Below are 21,409 nucleotides of genomic sequence, written 5' to 3'. Positions count from 1 at the left end.
AATTATTTGGTTCAACGCGGCCACTTCGCGCGGCGCATTCGCTCAGACGGCCCGCACGGCCTTCTGCTCGATCATCTCGTCGATCGCGGCATCGCCATAGCCGAGGTCGCGCAGCACTTCGCGGCTGTGCTGACCGACGCGCGGCGCCGGACCGCCGATCACGGCGGCATCGACGTCGAAGCGCGCCGCCGGCTTCGGCTGCCTGACGGCGCCGACCCCGGGCTGATCCAGCTCGGTGATGATTTCCCGCGCCACCACCTGCTCGTTGTGGATGATCTCGCCGCGCCGCAGGATCGGGGCACATGGCACATCCGCTTCATCGAGCCGCGCCAGCCATTCGGCCGTGGTGTGCTGGCGGATATAGTCCTGCATCTTGTTGATCCGCGCCGTGGCATTGACGGAGCGCGCGGCCGGCGTCGCGAACCGCGCATCATTGGCCAGCTCGGGATCGCCGGTGGCCCGGCAAAAGCCCTGCCACTCGGAATCGGAAATGGTGCCGCAGGTGAGGTAGCCGTCCGAGGTCTGAAACACGAGATCGGGGCGATCGTTCGGATCCGCCGCGGTCTGCTCGCGGCCGACGGCGGTGTATTGCATCATGCCTTCCGGCCAGAGATAGGAGATCATCGCATCCAGCATCGCGACCTGGATGTGCTGGCCAAGGCCGGACTTCTCGCGGGCATACAGCGCCGCCGTGATCGCCTGCGCGGTGTAGACGGCCGTGGTCTTGTCGGCGACGATGGTCCGGATCATCTGCGGACGGTTTGTCACCGGCTGGGCCTGGATATCGCAGAAGCCGGACAGCGCCTGCACGATCGGATCGTAGACGCGCTTCTTCGCATAGGGTCCGGTTTCGCCGACTCCGCTGATCGAGACATAGATCAGCCGCGGATTTTGTTTGCGCACCTGGTTTGGACCGAGCCCGAGGCGTTGCATCGTCCCGGGCCGGAAATTCTGCACCAGCACGTCGGCCTGCTGGACCAGCTTGCCCAGCACTTCCCTGCCGACATCGGTCTTCATGTCGATCGAGAGCGAACGCTTGCCGCGGTTCGAGGAGATGAAGAGCGCCGAGAATTCGCCCGTCTTGTCGAGCGGCGCCCGGCTGCGGCGGGTGATGTCGCCGCCGATCGGCTCGACCTTGAGGACATCGGCGCCCTGGTCCGCCAAGAACATCGTCGCGAACGGGCCCGAGACGACGCCGGTCAAATCGAGAACGCGCACTCCTGCCAATGGCCCTGCCATGCTGTGTCTCCTCAAATCAGTGACGCGACCGTCGGCTTACGATGGAGGGGCGCGGGCCGCTTGCGAGAAAGCGCCTCGACTTACGAAAAGGCGCCGAAACTCAGGCATGAACTCAGGCTTGGCAGTGCTGCCGGAACACCGACGGGCTCATGCCGGTCGCCTGGCGGAACGCCGACGAGAAATGCTGCGCGTGACTGAAGCCCGACGCCAGCGCGATGCTCGTCACGCTCTCATCGGTCGCGCTGAGCCGATGCTTGGCCGCCTCGATGCGCAGACCGAGCACGTAGCGATGCGGGCTGGTCCCCGTGCTCTCCTGAAAGGCGCGCAGGAAATGCCGCTTGCTCAGGCCGGCGAGATCGGACAGCGCCGCAAGCGAAATCTGCTCGCCGAGATTATCCCGAACGAACGCCTCGATCCTGCGCAGCTTGAGCGCCGGCAAGCCGCCGTGGCTGAGCGGCTTCGACGGTTCCACGCTCCGCGACAGCCGCGCCATATGCGCCAGCGCCTGGCTGGCCCAGCCCTCGGCGAACAGATCGAACAAATTGTCGGGCGAGGCCGCCTCCCGGCTCAGCTCGACGAGGCCGCGGGCAAGCCGGTCATGTCCGAACGCGATCGTCGGCCGCTCGATATTGCCATTGAGGCGCGACTGCACGAACCGCGGATCGAGGAACACGACCATATAGTCGAACGCCGGCCCGACCGACCACTCGCCTTCGATCTCGGTATTGGCTGGAAACAGCGCCAGGCTCGCGGCCTCGGAGAATTCATAGTCGACCGGGCGGCCGTCGACCCTGGCCCGCAAGCGCGAACAGGCGCTGCCGAACCAGAACAGACTCAGCTCCGGCTGGCGGAAATGCCAGTTCATGCGGGGACGCGAGGTCCGCCGCAGCAGCTCGACCCGGATCGGTTTCGAGCGCGCGATGACGGAGGACACAAGCTCACCGCCGACCTGGCGGACATACCGCCCCGCGCACGCTTCCTCCATGGGGATCTCCTCCGTGTCTGGCACGGATTGTCAGTTCCAAATCAGAATTGACTATCCCGGCCCGGAAATCCAGCCCCTTGTTCGTTGATCGCGGAGATTTTAGCCGACGGATTCAGCCGCCGAAGCCTCATCTGGAAGCGACAACCCTGGCCCCGTCGATTTCGTGCCGCTGGACGAAGCTGCGGCCCGGAACGCGACCGAAGAGCTGCAATTGGCAGATTCGGAAAATAGAGCCGGATGAGCCCGAGCACGCGGGAATTTGGACGATGCCGGCGTAAGCCTTTAGCGGAATCGCACCGTGCTCCGGACGACCCAATCGCTCAGCTCTGCCACGGCGTGTTGCGAATCCGGACGCAGGCGTTCGGTTTGCGGAATGTCGGATCGCGATGTTCAATGTAATCGAAGTTCACCGTGCCGAACGTGGTCTGCGGCTTCTTCAGGGCCGAGCAGGTCTGCACCTCCAGAAATTCATTCTTGAAGTCGCCGCGCGGAAATGCGGCGATCACCCGGCCGCGCTGCTCCGGCGTGTAGTCGTCGTAGCCGACGCCCACGACGTCGACGAGGACACCTGCGTTGGTGAGAGCGATCTCCGGCCGCATGTATTGCGGAATCCCGGGCGTGGTGTGGAGCGCGATCGCTTCCCAGACCAGATCGGCCTGCGGCTCGGCAATGCCGTGGGCCCGAAGGAATTCGCGCGCGGCGTCGGCGCCATCGACTTCAAATCGCTTGGTCTCGGTGTGGTAGTGATCGACGAGGCCGAGATCGTGGAACAGCGCGGCGATATAGAGCAGTTCGGCATCGAATTTCAGGTTTTGGCGGATTCCCTTCATCGCACCGAACAGGTAGACGCGAACCGAATGGTTGAACAGCATCTCGGTTTCGTACTGGCGCACCAGTTCAGTCGCCTCCCGCGTCAGCCTGCTGTCGGGAATCCTGACACCGGAAATCGTGTCGGTCATTTGCGGGCTCCTCTCGACATCTTCGACCGCATCAAGCCGCCATCCCGACGGCCGCTTGCGGCGTGTTGCGGAAGCTGATGGCCATGCGGTTGTACGCGTTCATCAGGCCGATCGCGATGGTGAGGTCGACCAGGTCGCGTTCATCGAACACCGCGCGGGCGGCCTGGTAGGCTTGATCCGGCACGCCGGTCTCGGCGACGCGGGTCACCGTTTCGGCCCATGCGAGGGCCGCGCGCTCACGCGTGTCGAACATATCGCCCGCTTCCTCCCAGGCCTGCAGCAGCGCGAGCTTTTCGATCCTCTCGCCGCCCTTGAGCAGCTCACGCGTATGCGTGTCGAGGCAATAGGCGCAGTTGTTGATCTGCGAGATGCGCAGGAAGACGAGGTTGATCAGCGACGCCGGCAGCCTGCTCTGCAAGATGTAGCCATAGACGCCGCCGAGGGCTTTCACGCCCGCCGGTGCGATGTGGGTGTAGTCGAGGCGCTTGCTCATATGCCGTTCCTAATGGTTATCCGCTTTGACGGGGGTGGTCAGCTCCTTGTCGTCGGTATCGACGACGAACACGGCGAGCAACTTCGCGGGCTTCGACGTGCTGGCGTTGCGACTGACGGTATGGCGTGAACCCGGCGTCTCGTAGAAGCTTTCGCCGGTGCGATAGACCCGGGTGGGTCCGTCATTGACCTGCGATTCGATTTCTCCGGACAGGACGTAGCCGAAGATGAAAGCCGACTTGGCGTGGACATGCGACGGCGACGCACCGCCCGGCGCGTAGTCGACCACGACGGCGATCAGCGACTTGCCGGGAATGTTGGTGATCGGCTGCTGGAAAGTCGGTGTGACCGTCTGGCCGGCTTCACGCGCGGAGACCGGCATGGCGGCGGCAATGACGAGGGCGGCGCAGACGGCAAGGACGGAAGGTGGTGTTTGCATGGCGAGGGCTCTCCTTTGCCCGCTTAAGTGCGCTTGCCATGGTTCACAAAAAAGCACCAAGAATGCATAAAAACCGTGTACCACGAGACATGACCAACCCGCTGCGACTGGAGCTCGACCGATCCGCGAAGACGCCGCTGGCGGAGCAGATCCGGAAGGGAATCGGGGCCGCCATCGAAAGCGGCGTGCTCGCCCCGGGAGCGCGTCTGCCATCCTGGCAGGATTTGGCAGCGCAGCTCGGCGTCGCGCGAGGCACCGTGCGCGCGGCGTATGAAAGACTTTCCTCCGCGCAACTGATCGTGGCTTCGCGCGCCACCGGAACGCATGTCGCGAATCGGCCATTCGCGGCCGCCGTGCAGGAAGCAGCTCCCGACCCGGGCTCGTTCCTGGAGACGTATCGGGAGCTCACTGCGGGGCCCGCCATTTTCCAGATGGGCGTGCCCGCGCAGGAGACGTTTCCCGCAAAACTGTTCTCGAGGCTGCACACCCAGGCCGTTCGCGCCGAAATGAGCGCGCCGGCCTTGTATCCGGATCCGCGTGGCGAGCTGGAATTGCGGCGCGAAATTGCAGGCTATCTTGCGCTGGCGCGCGGGATCGCATGCACGGCCGCGCAGATCGTCATCACCGGCGGTTTCAGCAGCGGCCTCGGCCTGGCGCTTCGCGTTCTCAACCTCGAAGGGAAGAAGGTCTGGGTCGAGGATCCAGGCTTTCCCTTCACCCGGCACGGTCTTGCGCTTGCAGGCTTGTCGATCGCAGCGATCCCGGTCGATAGTGACGGCATCGACGTCGGTTACGGCCTTGACCACGCGCCCGATGCCGCGCTCGCCGTCGTCACGCCCGGACAGCAGGCACCGCTCGGATTCACGTTGTCACTGGCAAGACGCGCGCGGCTGCTCGACTGGGCCGCGCAGCAACGCGCGTGGGTGATCGAAGATGATTATCTGAGCGAACTTCAGTTGAAGGGCCGCGCCACGCCGGCGCTCGCCTCGCTCGATCGTGCCGGGCGCGTGATTCACATCGGGTCGTTCAGCAAGACACTGACCCCTGCCCTGCGGCTGGGCTTTGTCGTTGCACCGCCATCGCTAATGCCCCGGTTCGCCGACGTTGCTGCATGCCTCGCGCCGGCGCCGGCGCCCCCGGTGCAGCTTGCGACCGCCGAATTCCTGCGCGACGGCCACTACCTCCGCCACCTTCGCCGCACCAAGCGGGTCTATGCCGCGCAAGGCGACGCTTTGCTGAAATCGCTGCGTGCCCGGGCGACGGACGTGGCGATCGGCGGCCTGGCGGCGATCCTGCGATTGCCGGACGGGACCTGCGACCTGTCGATCGCCAGGGAAACCGCCGCATTCGGATTGGCGCCGACGCCGCTGTCGCTCTGGTCTGCGTCGAAGGGCTCAGTGCGATCCGGCTTGCTGCTCGGCATCGCCACAGCGCCGCAGAAGAGGATCGAGGCTGCGTGCGAACGACTGTTTGGGATTATCGAGCGGCTGACGTGACGAAGCACGGCGACGGTCCGTCTTCGCTTTCACTTCGTTCAAGCTACGCCGGACACGCTTCGCCCTGACGGCCTCCGGCGTGGCTGCGCCACGCGAAGCCCGTCAGGGTAAAGCGTGGTGGGTGCGACAGGGATCGAACCTGTGACCCCTACCATGTCAAGGTAGTGCTCTCCCGCTGAGCTACGCACCCAAAGCGATGTTTGGATCGGGACCCTATAACGGACCCGGGCGGGGCAGGCAAGGACGCAAAGTGAAGCTTTTTTGGCGAATCAGGCCGCCAGCAACTTGTTCACTTCGCTGACCAATTCCCGCAAGTGCACGGGCTTGGCCAAAACCTTGGCGTTCTTCGGCGCCTCCGAATCGGAATTCAGCGCCACCGCGGCGAAGCCGGTGATGAACATGATCTTGATGTCGGGGTCGAGTTCCGAGGCGCGCCGCGCAAGCTCGATGCCGTCCATCTCGGGCATCACGATGTCGGTCAGCAGCATCTCGAACGGCTCTTCGCGCAGCCGTTGATAGGCCGACATGCCGTTGTCGTGCGGCGAGACCTTGAAGCCCGCATTTTCCAGCGCCTTGACCAGGAAGCGGCGCATATCGTTGTCGTCTTCGGCGAGAAGGATTTTCGGCATGGCTGGAGCAGTTCGAACCCGGCTGGAGGATCTGTCAGAAGCAGTAAGCCCGTAGACAGTAAATTTCGGGTGAAATTTGCGCCGGGCCGGCGGCGCGGAGCCAGTGCTCTTTGTGGACCGAACCACGCATCGAATCAACCGGCTACGGGATTTCCTGTTCTTAAGACCCGTTCCAATGGCTGCCACACTCTTTTCACTTGGCAGAACGGCTGCGATTACCGACAATGCGTCCCCATAAATCTCCGCTTTTCCGGCAGGAATCGATTGTCTTCCGGACAGCGGACGCAAGGGACGGCGCCAAGGGAATGACCGAGTTTGCTGGCGAGTTGTCGCCTCCGTTCGAGATATTCGAGCCGCAGGCTTGGCGTGCGCCCGTCATCTTCAATTCCCCGCATTCGGGATCGGTCTATCCGGCCGAGTTCCTCGACGCGTCGCGGATCGATCTCGCAGCGCTGCGCCGCTCCGAAGATTCCTTCATGGACGAATTGATCGCCGACCTGAGCGATCGCGGCTTTCCGACCGTGCGGGTCAATTTCCCGCGCTCCTATGTCGACGTGAACCGCGAGCCCTACGAGCTCGATCCGCGCATGTTCACCGGGCGGCTGCCGAGCTTCGCCAACACGCGCTCGATGCGGGTCGCCGGCGGGCTCGGCACCATCCCGCGCGTGGTCGGCGACGGCCAGGAGATCTATCGCGAGCGGCTCGAGGTCGACGAGGCGCTGCGGCGGATCGAGGTGCTCTACAAGCCCTATCACCGCGCGTTGCGCCGGCTGATCAACAAGGCGCATCAGGCGTTCGGCAGCGTGGTCGTGGTCGACTGCCACTCGATGCCGTCGATCGGCGTGTCGCGCGACGAGCCGCGGCGGCCCGACATCGTGATCGGCGACCGCTACGGCACGAGTTGTGCGGCGATGCTGCCTGATCTGGTCGAGGAGGTGATGGGTTCGCTCGGCTATTCGATCGGCCGCAACAAGCCCTATGCCGGCGGCTTCATCACCGAGCATTACGGCAATCCGGCGAGCGGCCTGCACACCGTGCAGATCGAGCTCAACCGCGCGGTCTATATGGATGAGCGGAAGCGCGAGCGCGGCCCGCGCTTCGCCCAGGTCGCCGCCGACTTCGCGACGCTGGCCACCGCTTTGGCGAAGATTCCATTCGGCGATCTCGGCCCGTTCCAGGCGGCAGCCGAGTAGTGGTTCGGCGCGTGCGTGACGGCGCGCCATCAAGCCGTGAACCTGAATCCATTTGTCGATGGCGCCGCCGACAAAAATGAATCTGCTTCGATCATCGCGCACATGATCAAGCGAACAGACGGAATGCCCAAAAGAAAAAAGGGCCGCTTGAATGAACAAGCGGCCCAAGTCTAGGGAGGAAACGCCCAAGGAGGGCAGCGATAGCGCGAGGCGCTACCGCACCGCAACAATATGCGGCCGCGCTGCACAAAACGCAAGGACTTTCGAAACATTTCCCGCGCAATCTCGATCGGACTGGCCAAACTGCAACAGGCCCGACACCTTAAATTTTCTTGAAGTATATCAAAAGCTTGCTTCGAAGTCCGGATCGGCAGTCGCTCCGCGCATAGCTTGTATACCAGAACTCGCGGGTTCGTGATCCACTTCAGGACCGGACCGGCTTTCGAAATCGAACCCAATGCGAAAGTCCGGAACCGCGTCATCAGGATGGGATAACACTCCGTTAACCGTGCGCAACGCACCGGATTGAGCTAGGCAAGACGTCCACCTTCATTCGTTGCGTATCAGGGACATGCCGTGACGGTCATCGACTTCACCGCCTTCATCGGCCGCCTCGCCACCGTGTCAGGCGAAACCATCCTGCCGTTCTTCCGCACTTCGCTGTCGATCGACAACAAGAGCGCGAGTGATTTCGATCCGGTCACCGAGGCCGACCGCGCCGCGGAAGCAGTGATGCGACGGCTGATCAAGGCGAGCTTCCCGCAGCACGGCATCGTCGGCGAGGAATTCGGCAATGAGCGCGAGGACGCCGAGTACGTCTGGGTGCTCGATCCGATCGACGGCACCAAGTCCTTCATCGCCGGCTTCCCGATCTGGGGCACGCTGATCGCGCTGCTGCACAAGGGCACGCCGGTGTTCGGGATGATGCACCAGCCCTATATCGGCGAGCGCTTCTCCGGCGACAACGGCTCGGCGCATTACTCCGGCCCCTCCGCCACGCGACGGCTCCAGGTGCGGCGCTGCGCCTCGCTGAAGGAGGCGACAGCCTACACCACAAGCCCACTCTTGATGAACGAGGCCGACCGCGCCCGCTTTGGCCGCATCGAGCACGCCGTGCGACTCTCGCGCTACGGCGGCGACTGCTATTCCTATTGCATGCTCGCCGCCGGCCATCTCGATCTCGTGGTCGAGACCGAGCTGAAGCCGTACGACATTGCAGGCCTGATCCCGATCGTCACCGGCGCCGGCGGCATCGTCACCACCTGGGACGGCAAGCCGGCGCAGACCGGCGGCCGCATCATCGCCGCCGGCGACCCGCGGGTGCATGAAGCGGCGATGAGGCTGCTCAACGCCTGATCTCTTGAGTTGCCGCACGATTGATCTGCGTCCGTCCTGACCGCAACCAGAAAAAGCCGGGACGGACGCACATGACGATTTGCGGCAGACTGCTGGCAGGATTGCTCCTGCTCCTCGCACCGATTGCCGCCTCCGCGCAGGACTTCCCGGCCAAGCCGATCCGACTGATCGTGCCGTTCCCGGCGGGCGGGCCGAACGACATCATCGCGCGCGTGGTCGGCCAGAAGATGTCGGAACTCGCAAAGCAGCCGGTCATCGTCGACAACCGCGCCGGCCAGGGCGGCGTGCTCGGCACCGACGCGGTCGCAAAGGCCGCGCCCGACGGCTACACCGTCGCGATCGCCAGCGCCGGGGCGCTTGCGATCAGCCCGAGCATGGAGAAGGTCGCCTACGACACGCTGAGCGACCTCGCGCCGGTGACGCTGGTCGCCACCGTGCCGGAGATGCTGGTCGTCGCCACCAGCGTGCCGGCCAAGAACATGAGCGAGCTGGTCGCGCTGGCCAAGGCGCAGCCGGGCAAGCTCAACTTCGCCTCCTCAGGCCCCGGCAGCCTGCCGCATCTCGCCTGCGAATTGTTCAAGCTGACCGCGAAAATCGATATCGTGCACATTCCCTATCGCGGCGCGGCGCCGGCCGTGAACGATCTGATCGGCCAGCAGGTGCAGATGACCTTCCTCGACCTGCCGGTGATCCTGCCGCAGATCAAGGCCGGCACGCTACGACCCATCGCGCTCGGCGCCCGCGCGCGCGCACCGACCGCGCCCGACGTGCCGACCACGGCGGAAGCCGGCCTGCCCGACCTCATCATCGAGAACTGGTACGGCATGGTCGCCCCCGCCAGGACGCCGCCCGAGATCGTCGCCAAGCTCAACAGGCTCGCGACCGCGGCGATGGCCGACCCAGTGGTGAAGGACAAGCTCGCCGAGCAGGGGCTGACCCTTGCGGCCGACACGCCGGACCAATTCCGCGACTTCATCGCCGCCGACATCGAGAAGTGGGCCAAGGTGATCAAGGATGCCTGCGTGGAGACGGCGAAATAGCTACCGCTTTGGCACAACTCTCCCGCGAATACCGCAGATCGATTTAACCGATGTATCAGGATTGGCGCCTACGGTCGCGCGCGCGGCCGGGTGGCCGCCAACAGCATTTCCCATTGGAGAGCATGATGGCGCTGCTGACCGATCGGCTGGATGCCGCCGCGCTCGCCGCGGAGCTGGACGAAACGGGCTTCGTCTGCATCGAGAATGCGATCGAACCGGCCTGGATCGCGCGCGCGCAGGCCTACGTCCATCGCCTGGTCGAGCAGAAGGGCAAGCGCTATTTCGCGCTGAACTGGCTGTCGCGCAACCAGGGCACGCCGCCGCAGGAATTGACCGACGATCCGCAGATGCGCCGGCTCCTCACGCGGCTCGCGCAAATCGGCTGCCCGAAGGCGAAGCTGGACGAGGAAATCTATACCGGCCTGCGCGTCGTCGCGGGCCGCACCGGCGACGAGAAATCGCTGCTCTACCATTACGACAAGCATGTCATCACGGCGCTGGCGCCGATCCTGATCCCGGAAGGGCCGAAGCGGCGCGCCGGCGAGCTGGTCGTCTTCCCGAACCGCCGCGACTATCGCCGGTTCACGCTGTTCAACATCGTCGAGAAGGCGATCGTCCAGAGCAGTTGGTACCGCAACCGCGTCACCCGCAAGCTGGCGGCGGGCGACCTGCCGAACATCAAATATCTGAAGCCCGGCAATCTCTATCTGTTCTGGGGCTACCGCACCTATCACGCCAATTTCCCGGTCGCGAGCGACGCGGTCCGGGCGACGATGCTGCTCCATTATGGCGATCCGCATCCGAGCAGCGTGATCCTGAAGGCCAACACGGTGCGGCAGAACCGCGACGAGCGCCGTATCGCGCAGGAAGCCTAGAGCGCGATGATGTGAGGTTAAATCGGTATGGCCGCGGGTTCGTCACCTCTTCCCGACGGGGAGAGGTCGATTTGCGTAGCAAATCGGGTGAGGGGCCGCAGCTCTAACGAGGGACAATAACCCCTCACCCGTCGCTGCGCGCCGACCTCTCCCAAGGGAGAGGTGAACCTCAGACGCTGCTCCAGCCCAATCTAATCCCTCGTAAGACGTATCAGCGCTGTGCCTCGGCGCGCAGATGTTCGACGAGCTGCTTGGCCGCGCGCGGCAGCGCCTTGAAGCTGCGGGCGCAGATCGTCAGGCGGCGGTTGGCCCAGGCGTCGCGGATCCGGATCGTCGTGATCGGCATCGAGGCCGCACAGCGCCGCGCCGCGGTTTCCGGGATCACCGCGATGCCGACGTCGGCGGCGACCATCTGGCAGATCGCGTCGAAGCCGCGCAGCCGGGCGCGGAAGCGCAAGCGCGCACCAAGCTTGGCGGCGTGCCGGGAAACATGCACCTGCAGCGCGGAGGTCGCCGTCAGCCCGACGAAGTCGCGGCCGACCACCTCCTGGAAGTCGATCTGGCGGCGGCCGCCGAGATCGCTGCGCCGCGCCGCCACCAGCATCAGCCGGTCCTCGCTGAACAGGAAGCGCTCGACGCTGTCGGGCAGTGCGTGCTCCGCGCAGAAGCCGAGATCGGCCGAGCCGCCGGCAATCGCATCCGCGATATCGGTGCTCTCGCGCTCCTCGACGTCGACGCTGATATCGGGATGCTCGTGCAGGAAATTGGCCAGCGCCCGCGGCAGATGCTCCGACAGCCCCGAGGTGTTGGCGAGCAGCAGCACATTGGCGCGGACGCCGGAGGCATAGGCCGCGAGATCGCCCTGCAGCGCCTCGACATTGTGCAGCACGATGCGAGCATGGCCGAGCAGGCTCTCGCCCGCCGCCGTCAGCTCGACGCCGCGGCGGCCGCGCTTGAGCAGCGCCACGCCGAGCGAATCCTCGAGCCCCTTGATCCGCTCGCTGGCCGAGGCCAGCGCGAGATTGGCGCGCGCCGCGCCGTGGGTGATGCTGCGCGCATCGGCCACCGCGATGAACAGCTGCAAGTCGACCAGATCAAACCGCATGACGTTTCGGCCCTCGACCTTCGCGTGATCCGAAGGCTATCTCCGTAACCTCCAGATTGTGCCGATTGCCGCGATCGGTCAATGTGCTCACATCATGGTCGACCATCTGCTGATTTTCATCGCTGTTGCATTCCTGCTCGCCGGCTTCGTCAAAGGCACGCTCGGCCTCGGCCTGCCGACCGTGGCGATGGGACTATTGGCGACCACGATGTCGCCGGGCCAGGCGATCGCGATCGTGATCGTGCCGGCGATCGTCACCAACATCTGGCAGACCTTCGTCGGCCCCTATCTGCGCGACATCCTGCGGCGGCTGTGGCCGCTCATGACAGGCACCGTGGTCGGAATCTGGATCAATGCGGGGCTGCTGACCGGGCCCTACGCGGCCTACGGCACCGTCGTGCTCGGCCTGCTGCTGGTGATCTACGCGATCGTCGGCCTCAGCAAATTCAACTTCAAGGTTCCGCGGCGCCACGAGAAATGGGTCGGCGGCATCGTCGGAATCATCACCGGGATGATCTCGGCGGCGACCGGCGTCCAGGTGATCCCCTCGATGCCGTTCATGCAGGCGATCGGCATGGAGCGTGACGAATTGGTCCAGGCGCTCGGCGTCTTCTTCACCACCGCGACCGTGGCGCTGGCTTTCAACCTCACGGCATCCGGGCTGCTCACGGCCGCCACCGCGCTGCCGGGCGCGGTCGCGATGGTGGCGTCATTCGCCGGCATGTTCGTTGGCCAGGCCGTGCGAACACGGATGCAGCCGGAGGTGTTCCGCCGCTGGTTCCTGATCGCGATGATCCTGCTCGGGATCTATCTCGCCGGCAGCGCGGTGCTGAAGATTCACGGCTAGAACGCGGGCTAAACTTGGCAAGCCATGCGGAAGACGCAGCCGGCCGCGCGGGCGCGAGCCGTCTCGCGCGGTTGCCATGGGCCGCTCCCCAGCCGATGATGCGCGAAACGGATCAAGGCCGAGCGAGAGGAAGCGAATGCGTGGACGGCGTGTGCTGATGGAATCGTTCGTCACGCACGGTGTGCGTCACATCTTCGGCAACCCCGGCACGACGGAGACGCCGCTGCTCGACAGCCTGCCGGCCTTCCCGCAACTCGCATACATCATGGCGCTGCATGAAGGCGTCGCCGTCAGCGCCGCGAGCTTCTACGCGCAGGCGTCGGGACGCGTCACCGTCGCCAATTTGCACGTCGCGCCCGGCCTCGGCAACGGTATCGGATCGCTCTACGGCGCGCTGAAGGCGAGTTCGCCCGTGGTCGTGACTGCCGGCCAGCAGGACACCCGGATGCGGCTCAACAATCCGCTGCTCGGCCACGACCTCGTTGCAATGGCTGCCCCGGTGACCAAGTGGAGCGTGCAGATCGAGCGCGCCGACGAGATCGTGCCGATCTTGCGACGGGCGTTCAAGGTGGCGACCGACGCGCCGCAGGGGCCCGTGTTCGTGTCGCTGCCGATCGACGTCCTGGAACAGGAGACGGCCGTCGAGGCGTCGACACCGGATCATCTGTGGCGATCGACGCGCCCCGATCCGGCAGGCATCGACGCGCTGGTCGCGCTGCTTCTGAGGTCGAGAAATCCGGCCGTCATCGCCGGCGACGACGTGGCGAGATCGGGCGGCGAGCAGGCGCTGGTGGCCCTGGCGGAAGCAATCGGCGCCACCGTGTGGTTCGAGGGACTGCGGCATCACGCGCCGTTCCCTACCGGACATCCGAGCTACCGCCAGTCGCTCCCCGGCGACGCCCGGCAGGTGCGCAAGGCGCTCGGCAAGACCGATCTCGTGCTGCTGATCGGCGGCCCTTTCTTCGAGGACATCTGGTTTGCGCCCGGCGGCCACATTCCCGACGGCGCGTCCTTGCTCCAGATCGAAGCCGCTAGCGAGCGCCTCGCGCTCAACAACCGGCTCGATGCCGGGGTCGTCGGCGACATCGCCGTCAGCATCAGTACATTGACGGACGCGTTGCGCGCAAAGGCCAGCACGGATTTCAAGCAGGCCGCGCAGAACCGCAATGCTTCGCTCGCCGAGTTGCAGGCGAAAGAGAAGGAGGCTTATCGCGCGCGCGTCGAGAAAGGCTGGAACCGGCAGCCGAGCGCGATGCCGCGCGTCACCGCGGAACTTCGCCGCGGTCTCCCTGATAATGTCGTCATCGTCGACGAAAGCATCACGGCCAGCCTCGATCTCGCGCGCGCCTTCGACTACCGCGGCTTCGGCGATTATTTCGGCGGTCGCGGCGGCGGCATCGGCCAGGGCCTCGCCGGCGCGATCGGCGTCAAGGTCGCGATGCCGGATCGTCCGGTGGTCGCCATCTCCGGCGACGGCTCGGCGATGTATGCGATCCAGGCGCTGTGGACGGCCGCGCACCACAAGCTTGCGATCGTGTTCGTGGTGCTCGCCAACCGCGAGTACCGCATCCTCAAGCACAATGTGGACGTCTGGCGCCAGAATTTCGAAGCCGGCACCCAGCATCCCTACCAGAACATGGACATCACCGGCCCCACGCTCGACTTCGTGCATCTGGCAGCCGGCATGGGCGTCGAGGCCGTCAGGGTCGAGACCGCCGACGACATCGCCGGCACCGTCGCAAAGGCGGTCGCGGCGCAGCGGCCGTATCTCGTCGAGATCGCAATCGAAGGAAAGCGCTAAAGCGTGATCTGGAAAAGTGTGAAGCGGTTTTCCGAAGAGATCATGCTCAAAAAAAAGCTAGCGAGGAGTTTGTCATGGCGGGCATTCTGGACGGCAAGGCTGCATTGGTGACGGGCGGCGGCTCCGGCATCGGCCGGGCAACGGCGGTCGCCATGGCGCGCGAAGGCGCGCGCGTGGCGGTGTCCGATCTGTCGAAGGAGGGGATCGACCAGACGGTCGCGCTGATCAATGCCGCCGGCGGCCAGTCGATCGCGATCCAGGGCGATGTCACCGACGAGGCCAGCGTCGCGAACATGGTGGCCCGCACCGTTTCCGCATTCGGGCGCCTCGATTGCGCATTCAACAATGCCGGCGTGGCCGGGCGCTCCGTCGGCCCGCCTGGCCAGCGCATCCATGAGCTCACGCAGGCCAGCGTGGCGAAGATGTTCTCGGTGAATCTGATGGGCGTGTTCCTGTGCCTGAAATACGAGGTCGCCGAGATGCTCAAGCAGGGCGGCGGCGGCGCGATCGTCAACACGGCGTCGATCGCCGGGCTGATCGGCCTCGCCACGTCGGGCCACTATGTCGCGACCAAGCACGGCGTCGTCGGACTGACCAAGTCCGCCGCGATCGAATATGCCCAGGACGGCATCCGCGTGAATTGCGTCAACCCCGGATACATCAAGACGCCGATGACCAAGGAGACCATGGACGAACGTTACGACGAGATCATCGCCAAGGTGCCGGTCCGTCGCCTGGGCGTGCCCGAGGAAATCGCGGAAGCCGTGGTCTGGATGTGCTCGGACAAGGCGTCCTTCATGACCGGCGCCTCGCACGTGGTCGACGGCGGATATAGCGCGGCCTAAGGTGGGACGACAATTGAGTATACGGCGACCTCGTCGTGTCAGACGTCCAACTCCGCCGCCTAACGCGCCTCCAGCAGCGCGACGCGGACGCCGAGATAGATGAAGAGCGCGCCGAGTGAGCGGTTGATCCAGGCGATCATTCCGGCGGATTGGCGGATGCGGCCGGCGGCCCGCGCCGCAAAGGCCGCGATCGCGAGACACCACAGCGTCCCCGTGGTGATGAAGATCAGCCCGAGCACCAGGAAGGCCAGCGTCTTGTGCGGGGCATCGGCCGCCACGAATTGCGGCAGGAAGGCGAGGAAGAACAGCGCCACCTTCGGGTTCAGGACGTTGGTCAGCGCGCCCTGCCAGAACACCCGCCAAATTGCGGTCTCGCCGCCCTGCGCCGCCATCTCCGCGACCGGCTTGGCGCGCGTCAGCAGCATCTGCAGGCCGGTCAGCACCAGATAGGCCGCGCCGACCAGCTTGACGACGAGGAACGCGGCGGACGATGCCATCAACAGCGCCGACAGCCCGATGGCCGCGCCCAGCACGTGAACGACGCAGCCGGCGCTGATGCCGAGCGCCGCAGCCGTTCCGCCGCGCCATCCGAGCTGAATCGTGCGCCCAATGATATAAGCGGTATCCGGCCCCGGGGTGATATTGAGCAGGAGGCCCGACAGGACGAAGAGCCAGAGTTCGTGGATTCCGAGCATGTCAGCGAAACTAACCCATGTGAGGAATTGTAAGTAACCAGGCGGAAAGGACGATGCGCCAGGGTAGCACGCCATCCCTACGACACATGAATTCTGTAGAGAAACGGAATGTAAGGTCGGTTGGTCGCATGCCAATTCCTGCTACGATGCATTATAGATGCCATGGCTGCCCGCAAACCGAGCTTCCGCCGGACCCAGCCTGTCCTGTAAGTATGTGATTCGGTCACGTCGGCTGAGTGGCCGTCCGAGGCACAGGAGGCATAGAAGCAGGGGACATGGAAAGACGGCTCGCTGCCATTCTTTGCGCTGACATCGCCGGCTATTCCCGCATGATGGGTGCCGACGAGGCGGGCACGCATGCCTCGTTCAAGGCACATCGCAGCGCGATCTACCCCATTATCCTCAACCATGGCGGCCGGATCGTCAAAAACACCGGCGACGGCTTCCTGCTGGAGTTTCCGAGCATCATCGGCGCGATCGAGGCTGCGGTCGCGATGCAGACCGTGATGGCCGAGCGCAACGAGCATCTGCCGGCCGAGCGCGCCATGCATTTCCGGATGGGCGTCCACATGGGCGACGTCATGGCCGACGAGGACGAGGTGTTCGGCGACGACGTCAACATCGCGGTCCGTCTCGAGACGGTCGCCGCCCCCGGCGGCATCGCGGTCTCGGAGAAGGCGCGCACCGAGGCGGGGCGGCGCCTTGCCATCACCCTGGTCGATGCCGGCCCGCACCGTTTCAAGAACATCGCCGAGCCGCTCAACGTCTGGACCTGGGCGCCGGAGGGATCCGACCTCCAGGAGAAGCTCCCGCAGGACGGCCCGCATCTGCCGGGGCAATACCGCACCGCGATCGTCGGCGTGCTGCCGTTCGACAATCACTCGGGCCGCGACGACGAATATTTCTCCGACGGCCTGACCGAGGACCTGATCCACGCGCTGTCGCTGCAATCCTTCTACCGCGTGCTGAGCCGCAACTCGACCTTCGCCTACAAGGGCAAGAACGTCGGCACCCGCCTGATCGCGCGCGAGATCGACGCCAGCTATCTGATCCAGGGCTCGGTGCGCCGCGCCGGCAACAAGATCCGCGTCACGGCGGAGTTGATCGCCCCGGAAAAAGGCGAGCAGCTGTGGACCGGCCGCTATGACCGCGACATGGGCGACCTGTTCGCGATGCAGGACGAGATCACCGCCAATCTCTCCGCCGCGGTCGCCCAGGAGATCTATCGCGCCGAGGCGTCCGCGCCGGCCCGCTCGCCGAATTCCGAGCTGACGGCGTGGGACCGCTTCCTGAAGGGCCTGTCGCACTACTATCACCAGACCAAGAACGACTTCGAAACCGCGATCGCGCTGTTCAAGGAGGCGATCGAGCTCGACCCCGCGCTCTCGATCGCGCGCGCCTATCTCGCGCTGATCCAGATCCAGGCCATCCAGTTCGGCTGGGTTCCCGGCACGCGCGAGACCTGGGCGGCGTCGGTTGCGCTTGCCGAGAGCAGCGTCCGGCTCGACCCGCGCTCCTCCTTCGCGTTCTCGCTGCTCGCCTATCTGCACGCGATGCAGGGCCACTACGAAGCGGCGATGGACGCCATCAAGCGCGCCATCGAGCTCAACCCCTACGACATGGGCGCGCGCGGCGTGCTCGGCATCTGCCACATGGTGATCGGTGATCATCGCAAGGCGGTCGAGCTGTTCTCCGCCGCGGTCCAGCGCGGCAACAGCGATCCGCGCTATCAATGGGCGGCGCTGAACGCCTTCAGCCATTATCTGCTCGGCCAGTATGACGCATCGCTGTCCTGGTCGCGCGAGGGGCTGTATCTCAACCCGAACCATTTGCAGTGCCTGGCGGCGCGCACTGCGGCGCTGGCTCAGCTCGGACGCGCCGAGGAGGCCGCGCAGGCCGCCGAGGCGCTGCTCGCCAACCATCCGGGGCTGACGGTCGAGCGTCATCTGCGCAATTTCCACTGGAAGAACCCGGCCGACATCGCCCATTACCGCGATGGCCTCTTGAAAGCCGGCGTCCCCTTCGGCAAACTCGCCCTGGTTGCATCGACGTCGAAATTCGCCGTGGACTCCTGAGGCGAGGTCATCGCTCGGTCACGCGTGATTTTTAGACTGGCGATTTTCAGGATGTGAATTCATGCCCGATCCGGTCGCAAGCGGGGCGCCCGCCCCGCAGGTTTCGCCCAACAATCCCTGCCCGTTCCTGCGCGCGCTGGTCGCCGGCAGCTATGTCGGCGGCCACATCGTGCCGCTGCCGGAGCTGACCGCGACCATCGAGCGCGCCACCGGCAAGCACGGCCTGCCGGCGGCGGTCGCCGGCGCCCAGATCTTCATGGTGGCGGAGATGGCCAACGGCATCGGCCCGTTGAGCCAGTTGCGCAGCCTGACCCAAGGGGCGATCCTCGACGAGCTACGCAACGGCCCGCTCGACAAGCACGGCGCCGGCTCGCGCATCCTCGACGAACACGCCGTGGTGCATGAGGACGAGATCGCGCGGCTCGCCACCTTCGGCAAGGACTATCCGAATCCGGATGGCGGCACCGAGCGCGGACTGTCGGCATCCGACGTCAAGACCTACATGGCCGCCAACTTCCAGCGCGCCAAGGACGAGCACGAACCGTCCTGGGCGATCACGCACTTCTATTATCCGATGCTGATGCTGGGCGAGTGGCCGGTGCTGCTCGACATCATGGGCAAGGGCGAGGGCAGCGACCGCTATCTTGCCGTCGCCGAGGTCAGGACGCTGTTCGTCGAGCGGCGCTTTCCGGAACGCATCGTCGCGCTGCTGAACACGTAGATTCTTGTTCGACGCGTTTTCTTCACGCGAACCGGGATCCACTTCGCTCGAAAACGCTATGCCTACTTGAACAGCGGCGTGCCCGGCACGAAGGCGTCGAACGCCGCCCAAAACTGCGCGCGATAGCGGTCCTGCTCCTGCAGGATCTCGTGCTTGGCGCCGGCGATCACGAGATGCGAGCCGGCGCGTAGATGATAGGCGAATTCTTCGATCGCCGCGGTCGACACCACCTCGTCATTGCTCGCCGCCAGCATCAGGATCGGCTGGCGGATGTCGGACGGGTACGACATGCCGCGGAAGGTGCGCATCGCCGCGAACGCAGTGTCGGCCCAGGCAATCGTCGGCGCGGCGATGCCGAGCGTGGAATCTTCCTCGAGGATCGCGGCATTGCGGGCGTGGCGCACCGGATCGCTGGTGACTGGATTGCCGATGAAGGGCGCCGTGCCGACCAGCTCGTCACTGCCGCCGGGGACGTAGTTGCCGCCCTGCCCGGTCAGCCGCATGATCCGCAGCAGCGCGCTCGGAAAGAACGATACGCGGCGGCGCGGCAGGTCGATCATCGGCGCCGACAGCACCATGCGGTCGAACCAGCGCTTGCCGGCATGCGCGACGCGCAACAGCACCGCGCCGCCCATCGAATGCGCCAGCGCGAAATAGGGCGGCGGACAATCGGGCAGCACCACCTGCTGCACGAAGGTCTCGACGTCGATCTCGTAGTCGGCGAAGCTGCGCACATAGCCCTTGCGCGGATCGCGCAGCCGCCGCGACGAGTGGCCCTGCCCGCGCCAGTCGATCATCGCCACCGCAAAGCCGCGGTCGCGCAGATCGCGCACCGTCTCGAAATACTTCTCGATCATCTCGCCGCGCCCGGCGAACACGCAGACCGTGCCCTTGCGGCCGGGCGGCGGCGCCCAGCGCGCGAAGCGCAGCTCGGCGCCGTCGGGAGTCTTGATCGTGCCGCTGACGACGTCCTCCGGAACCGGATTGGCGGGAATCGAGACGAGCGTCATGCAGGGAACCGGCTGGTGGAACGAGGTGGAAATCAAGGGCACGGGCGCCGAAAAGCGACGCGGATTCCGCCTCTTGAACGCAACGTTACCCCTCCCATATCACCTCAGTGCAGGCCGCTACCAGTGTGTTTCGGAACCGGAACATCAGGCTGCACACATCTAAGCCCGGCCCGATGGCGGGCGGGTAACTGCAACAGTCGCTCATTGGAGGACTACCCTATGCGTAGCTACGACCTCACTCCGTTCTATCGTTCCACCGTCGGCTTCGACCGCCTCTTCAACCTGCTCGACCAGGTGACCTCGGACGGCAGCCCCGGCTATCCCCCCTACAACATCGAGCGCACCGGCGAGAACGCGTACCGGATCAGCGTTGCGGTCTCCGGCTTCTCGCAGGCCGAGCTTTCGATCGTCGCGAAGGAGAACACGCTGACGATCAAGGGCGAGAAGGGTGCCAACGAGAACTCCGGCGACAAGGCCGAGGTGCTCTATCGCGGCATCGCCTCGCGCGCCTTCGAGCGCGTCTTCCAGCTTGCCGACTTCGTGCAGGTGAAGAACGCCTCGCTCGAGAACGGCCTGCTCCATGTCGATCTCGTCCGCGAGATTCCCGAGGCCAAGAAGCCTCGCAGCATTCCGATCTCCGGCGGCGAGAAGGCTCCGCAGGTCGTCGACGCCAGCAAGGTCGCGGCCTAAACAAGTCCAGCGTCGTCAGCAGATATTGGCTCGACGCGAAACGCCCCGGGAAACCGGGGCGTTTTTATTTTGGCTTCGCAGCTGTCACTGCAATCCCTGCACCTTCGGCATTTCCTGGGTCGGCAGGATCGCGGGCGCGGCTGGCGTGGCGGCTTTGCCGACGGTCGTCGTGTCGGCCTGTGGGGTGGCCTGAGCTGCCGGCGGCTGCGTCGCGGCCTCGGCCGGCTTCGGCGCGGCGGCGACCGCCTGCGGAGCCGGCTCGGGCACGGGCGCGGCCGCCTGGGTCGGAGCAGGCTCCGGCGCGGCGGCCTGGGCGGCAGCCGGCGGCTCCGCGGGCTTGGCCACGGCGAGCGGGCTACGTTTCGGCACCGGCACGGAGCGCCGCGCGACATGCGGAATGGAGGCCGGCGGACGCGGCACGCGGGCCTGGATCGGCTGTGGCATCGCGCCAACCGGTCCGTAGGTCGCGGTCAGTTCGCCATCGAAATCGTCGCCCATGGCGTAGGCCGGGATGAAGCGGATGATGTGGCCGTCGCGGGCGTCGATCACCAGCCGGCCGTCATCGCCGCCATGGTCGATCACCGAGATGGTGTAGACGAAGCCGCGCTGCCGTGGCGCGCCGAGCGGCAGATAGCCGTTGTCGCGCAGCACGGTGTAGACCTCCACCGGCGGCAGCAGGCTCGGCAGTCGGCCGTAGCGCGGTGGCGGCGGCACCTCGGGCATCGCCGCATAGGGCTGCTCGAAGTCGGAGACCCTGACGACCGCCGGGCTGCCGATCCGCGCCGGCGCCAAGAGCTGGGCCTGCGCCGAGGCTGCGCCGAGCGCCAGACCGGCCACTGCAACCCATCCTCCTGTGAACAACTTCATCGCCGTTACTCCTGACTGCCCCTCCCCGGGGAGCTTCCCGCTCTCTTTCC

Annotated in this window: 22 protein-coding genes and 1 tRNA gene; 12 read left to right on the top strand and 11 right to left on the bottom strand. The window is 65.5% G+C overall.

What is annotated here, in order from left to right:
* Nucleotides 1–42: 42 nt before the first annotated feature.
* From IC762_RS05715 to IC762_RS05695, 5 genes are all read right to left on the bottom strand, one after another.
* Entirely contained in the window at nucleotides 43–1,239 is a 1,197-nt protein-coding gene (locus tag IC762_RS05715) for a CaiB/BaiF CoA transferase family protein (RefSeq protein WP_195787649.1), read from the bottom strand.
* 112 nt (nucleotides 1,240–1,351) lie between these two features.
* Nucleotides 1,352–2,224 (bottom strand): AraC family transcriptional regulator, encoded by an 873-nt coding sequence (locus IC762_RS05710; RefSeq protein ID WP_195787648.1) that lies wholly within the window; start codon nucleotides 2,222–2,224, stop codon nucleotides 1,352–1,354.
* 320 nt (nucleotides 2,225–2,544) lie between these two features.
* Nucleotides 2,545–3,183, bottom strand: a complete 639-nt coding sequence (locus IC762_RS05705; protein WP_195787647.1) for an HD domain-containing protein — start codon at nucleotides 3,181–3,183, stop codon at nucleotides 2,545–2,547.
* A gap of 31 nt (nucleotides 3,184–3,214) precedes the next feature.
* Nucleotides 3,215–3,676, bottom strand: coding sequence for a carboxymuconolactone decarboxylase family protein (locus IC762_RS05700; protein WP_195787646.1), 462 nt, complete (start codon nucleotides 3,674–3,676; stop codon nucleotides 3,215–3,217).
* A 9-nt stretch (nucleotides 3,677–3,685) separates the two neighbouring features.
* Nucleotides 3,686–4,114 (bottom strand): cupin domain-containing protein, encoded by a 429-nt coding sequence (locus IC762_RS05695; protein WP_195787645.1) that lies wholly within the window; start codon nucleotides 4,112–4,114, stop codon nucleotides 3,686–3,688.
* 89 nt (nucleotides 4,115–4,203) lie between these two features.
* On the opposite strand from IC762_RS05695, the gene IC762_RS05690 reads away from it, so the two are divergent.
* Nucleotides 4,204–5,610 carry a PLP-dependent aminotransferase family protein gene (locus tag IC762_RS05690; RefSeq protein ID WP_195787644.1) on the top strand — a complete coding sequence of 469 codons (1,407 nt, stop codon included), beginning with the start codon at nucleotides 4,204–4,206 and terminating at the stop codon, nucleotides 5,608–5,610.
* Between the two features lie 115 nt (nucleotides 5,611–5,725).
* On the opposite strand, the gene IC762_RS05685 is transcribed toward IC762_RS05690, so the two are convergent.
* Both IC762_RS05685 and cpdR read right to left on the bottom strand, forming a co-directional pair.
* A tRNA-Val gene (locus IC762_RS05685) sits at nucleotides 5,726–5,800 on the bottom strand.
* Between the two features lie 79 nt (nucleotides 5,801–5,879).
* On the bottom strand, nucleotides 5,880–6,239 hold the full coding sequence (cpdR, locus tag IC762_RS05680; RefSeq protein ID WP_066502958.1) for a cell cycle two-component system response regulator CpdR: 360 nt from the start codon (nucleotides 6,237–6,239) through the stop codon (nucleotides 5,880–5,882).
* Between the two features lie 305 nt (nucleotides 6,240–6,544).
* On the opposite strand from cpdR, the gene IC762_RS05675 reads away from it, so the two are divergent.
* From IC762_RS05675 to IC762_RS05655, 5 genes are all read left to right on the top strand, one after another.
* Nucleotides 6,545–7,432, top strand: coding sequence for an N-formylglutamate amidohydrolase (locus tag IC762_RS05675; protein ID WP_195787643.1), 888 nt, complete (start codon nucleotides 6,545–6,547; stop codon nucleotides 7,430–7,432).
* 15 nt (nucleotides 7,433–7,447) lie between these two features.
* Nucleotides 7,448–7,606: a hypothetical protein gene (locus IC762_RS05670; protein WP_195787642.1), complete on the top strand. Its 159-nt coding sequence runs from the start codon at nucleotides 7,448–7,450 to the stop codon at nucleotides 7,604–7,606.
* A gap of 402 nt (nucleotides 7,607–8,008) precedes the next feature.
* Nucleotides 8,009–8,788 (top strand): histidinol-phosphatase, encoded by a 780-nt coding sequence (hisN, locus tag IC762_RS05665; protein WP_195787641.1) that lies wholly within the window; start codon nucleotides 8,009–8,011, stop codon nucleotides 8,786–8,788.
* A gap of 71 nt (nucleotides 8,789–8,859) precedes the next feature.
* Complete coding sequence (locus IC762_RS05660) at nucleotides 8,860–9,828, top strand: tripartite tricarboxylate transporter substrate binding protein (RefSeq protein WP_195787640.1); 969 nt, start codon at nucleotides 8,860–8,862, stop codon at nucleotides 9,826–9,828.
* A gap of 125 nt (nucleotides 9,829–9,953) precedes the next feature.
* The gene (locus tag IC762_RS05655; protein WP_195787639.1) at nucleotides 9,954–10,703 is read left to right on the top strand and encodes a hypothetical protein; all 750 of its coding nucleotides are present in this window, start codon (nucleotides 9,954–9,956) and stop codon (nucleotides 10,701–10,703) included.
* 211 nt (nucleotides 10,704–10,914) lie between these two features.
* Here IC762_RS05655 and IC762_RS05650 read toward each other — a convergent pair whose 3' ends face one another.
* Nucleotides 10,915–11,808 (bottom strand): LysR substrate-binding domain-containing protein, encoded by an 894-nt coding sequence (locus IC762_RS05650; RefSeq protein ID WP_195787638.1) that lies wholly within the window; start codon nucleotides 11,806–11,808, stop codon nucleotides 10,915–10,917.
* 94 nt (nucleotides 11,809–11,902) lie between these two features.
* Here IC762_RS05650 and IC762_RS05645 point away from each other — a divergent pair, with 94 nt between their 5' ends.
* From IC762_RS05645 to IC762_RS05635, 3 genes are all read left to right on the top strand, one after another.
* On the top strand, nucleotides 11,903–12,655 hold the full coding sequence (locus IC762_RS05645) for a sulfite exporter TauE/SafE family protein (RefSeq protein WP_195787637.1): 753 nt from the start codon (nucleotides 11,903–11,905) through the stop codon (nucleotides 12,653–12,655).
* A gap of 136 nt (nucleotides 12,656–12,791) precedes the next feature.
* Entirely contained in the window at nucleotides 12,792–14,456 is a 1,665-nt protein-coding gene (locus IC762_RS05640; protein ID WP_195787636.1) for a thiamine pyrophosphate-binding protein, read from the top strand.
* 74 nt (nucleotides 14,457–14,530) lie between these two features.
* The gene (locus IC762_RS05635; RefSeq protein WP_195787635.1) at nucleotides 14,531–15,301 is read left to right on the top strand and encodes an SDR family NAD(P)-dependent oxidoreductase; all 771 of its coding nucleotides are present in this window, start codon (nucleotides 14,531–14,533) and stop codon (nucleotides 15,299–15,301) included.
* Nucleotides 15,302–15,360: 59 nt separating this feature from the next.
* Here the strand turns inward: IC762_RS05635 and IC762_RS05630 are convergent, their stop codons facing one another.
* The gene (locus tag IC762_RS05630) at nucleotides 15,361–15,996 is read right to left on the bottom strand and encodes a LysE family translocator (protein ID WP_195787634.1); all 636 of its coding nucleotides are present in this window, start codon (nucleotides 15,994–15,996) and stop codon (nucleotides 15,361–15,363) included.
* Nucleotides 15,997–16,271: 275 nt separating this feature from the next.
* On the opposite strand from IC762_RS05630, the gene IC762_RS05625 reads away from it, so the two are divergent.
* Nucleotides 16,272–18,071 (top strand): adenylate/guanylate cyclase domain-containing protein, encoded by a 1,800-nt coding sequence (locus IC762_RS05625; protein ID WP_195787633.1) that lies wholly within the window; start codon nucleotides 16,272–16,274, stop codon nucleotides 18,069–18,071.
* Between the two features lie 61 nt (nucleotides 18,072–18,132).
* Nucleotides 18,133–18,792: a hypothetical protein gene (locus IC762_RS05620; RefSeq protein ID WP_195787632.1), complete on the top strand. Its 660-nt coding sequence runs from the start codon at nucleotides 18,133–18,135 to the stop codon at nucleotides 18,790–18,792.
* 62 nt (nucleotides 18,793–18,854) lie between these two features.
* On the opposite strand, the gene IC762_RS05615 is transcribed toward IC762_RS05620, so the two are convergent.
* Nucleotides 18,855–19,802, bottom strand: coding sequence for an alpha/beta hydrolase (locus IC762_RS05615; protein WP_195787631.1), 948 nt, complete (start codon nucleotides 19,800–19,802; stop codon nucleotides 18,855–18,857).
* A 219-nt stretch (nucleotides 19,803–20,021) separates the two neighbouring features.
* On the opposite strand from IC762_RS05615, the gene IC762_RS05610 reads away from it, so the two are divergent.
* Nucleotides 20,022–20,492 carry an Hsp20 family protein gene (locus IC762_RS05610; RefSeq protein WP_195787630.1) on the top strand — a complete coding sequence of 157 codons (471 nt, stop codon included), beginning with the start codon at nucleotides 20,022–20,024 and terminating at the stop codon, nucleotides 20,490–20,492.
* Nucleotides 20,493–20,576: 84 nt separating this feature from the next.
* Here the strand turns inward: IC762_RS05610 and IC762_RS05605 are convergent, their stop codons facing one another.
* Nucleotides 20,577–21,359: a hypothetical protein gene (locus IC762_RS05605; RefSeq protein ID WP_195787629.1), complete on the bottom strand. Its 783-nt coding sequence runs from the start codon at nucleotides 21,357–21,359 to the stop codon at nucleotides 20,577–20,579.
* Between the last annotated feature and the right edge of the window lie 50 nt (nucleotides 21,360–21,409).

Origin of the sequence: Bradyrhizobium genosp. L, assembly GCF_015624485.1 — a bacterium.
Lineage (GTDB): Bacteria > Pseudomonadota > Alphaproteobacteria > Rhizobiales > Xanthobacteraceae > Bradyrhizobium.
Note: the sequence above shows the minus strand (reverse complement) of the source record. Positions and strands in the feature narration are given on the sequence as shown.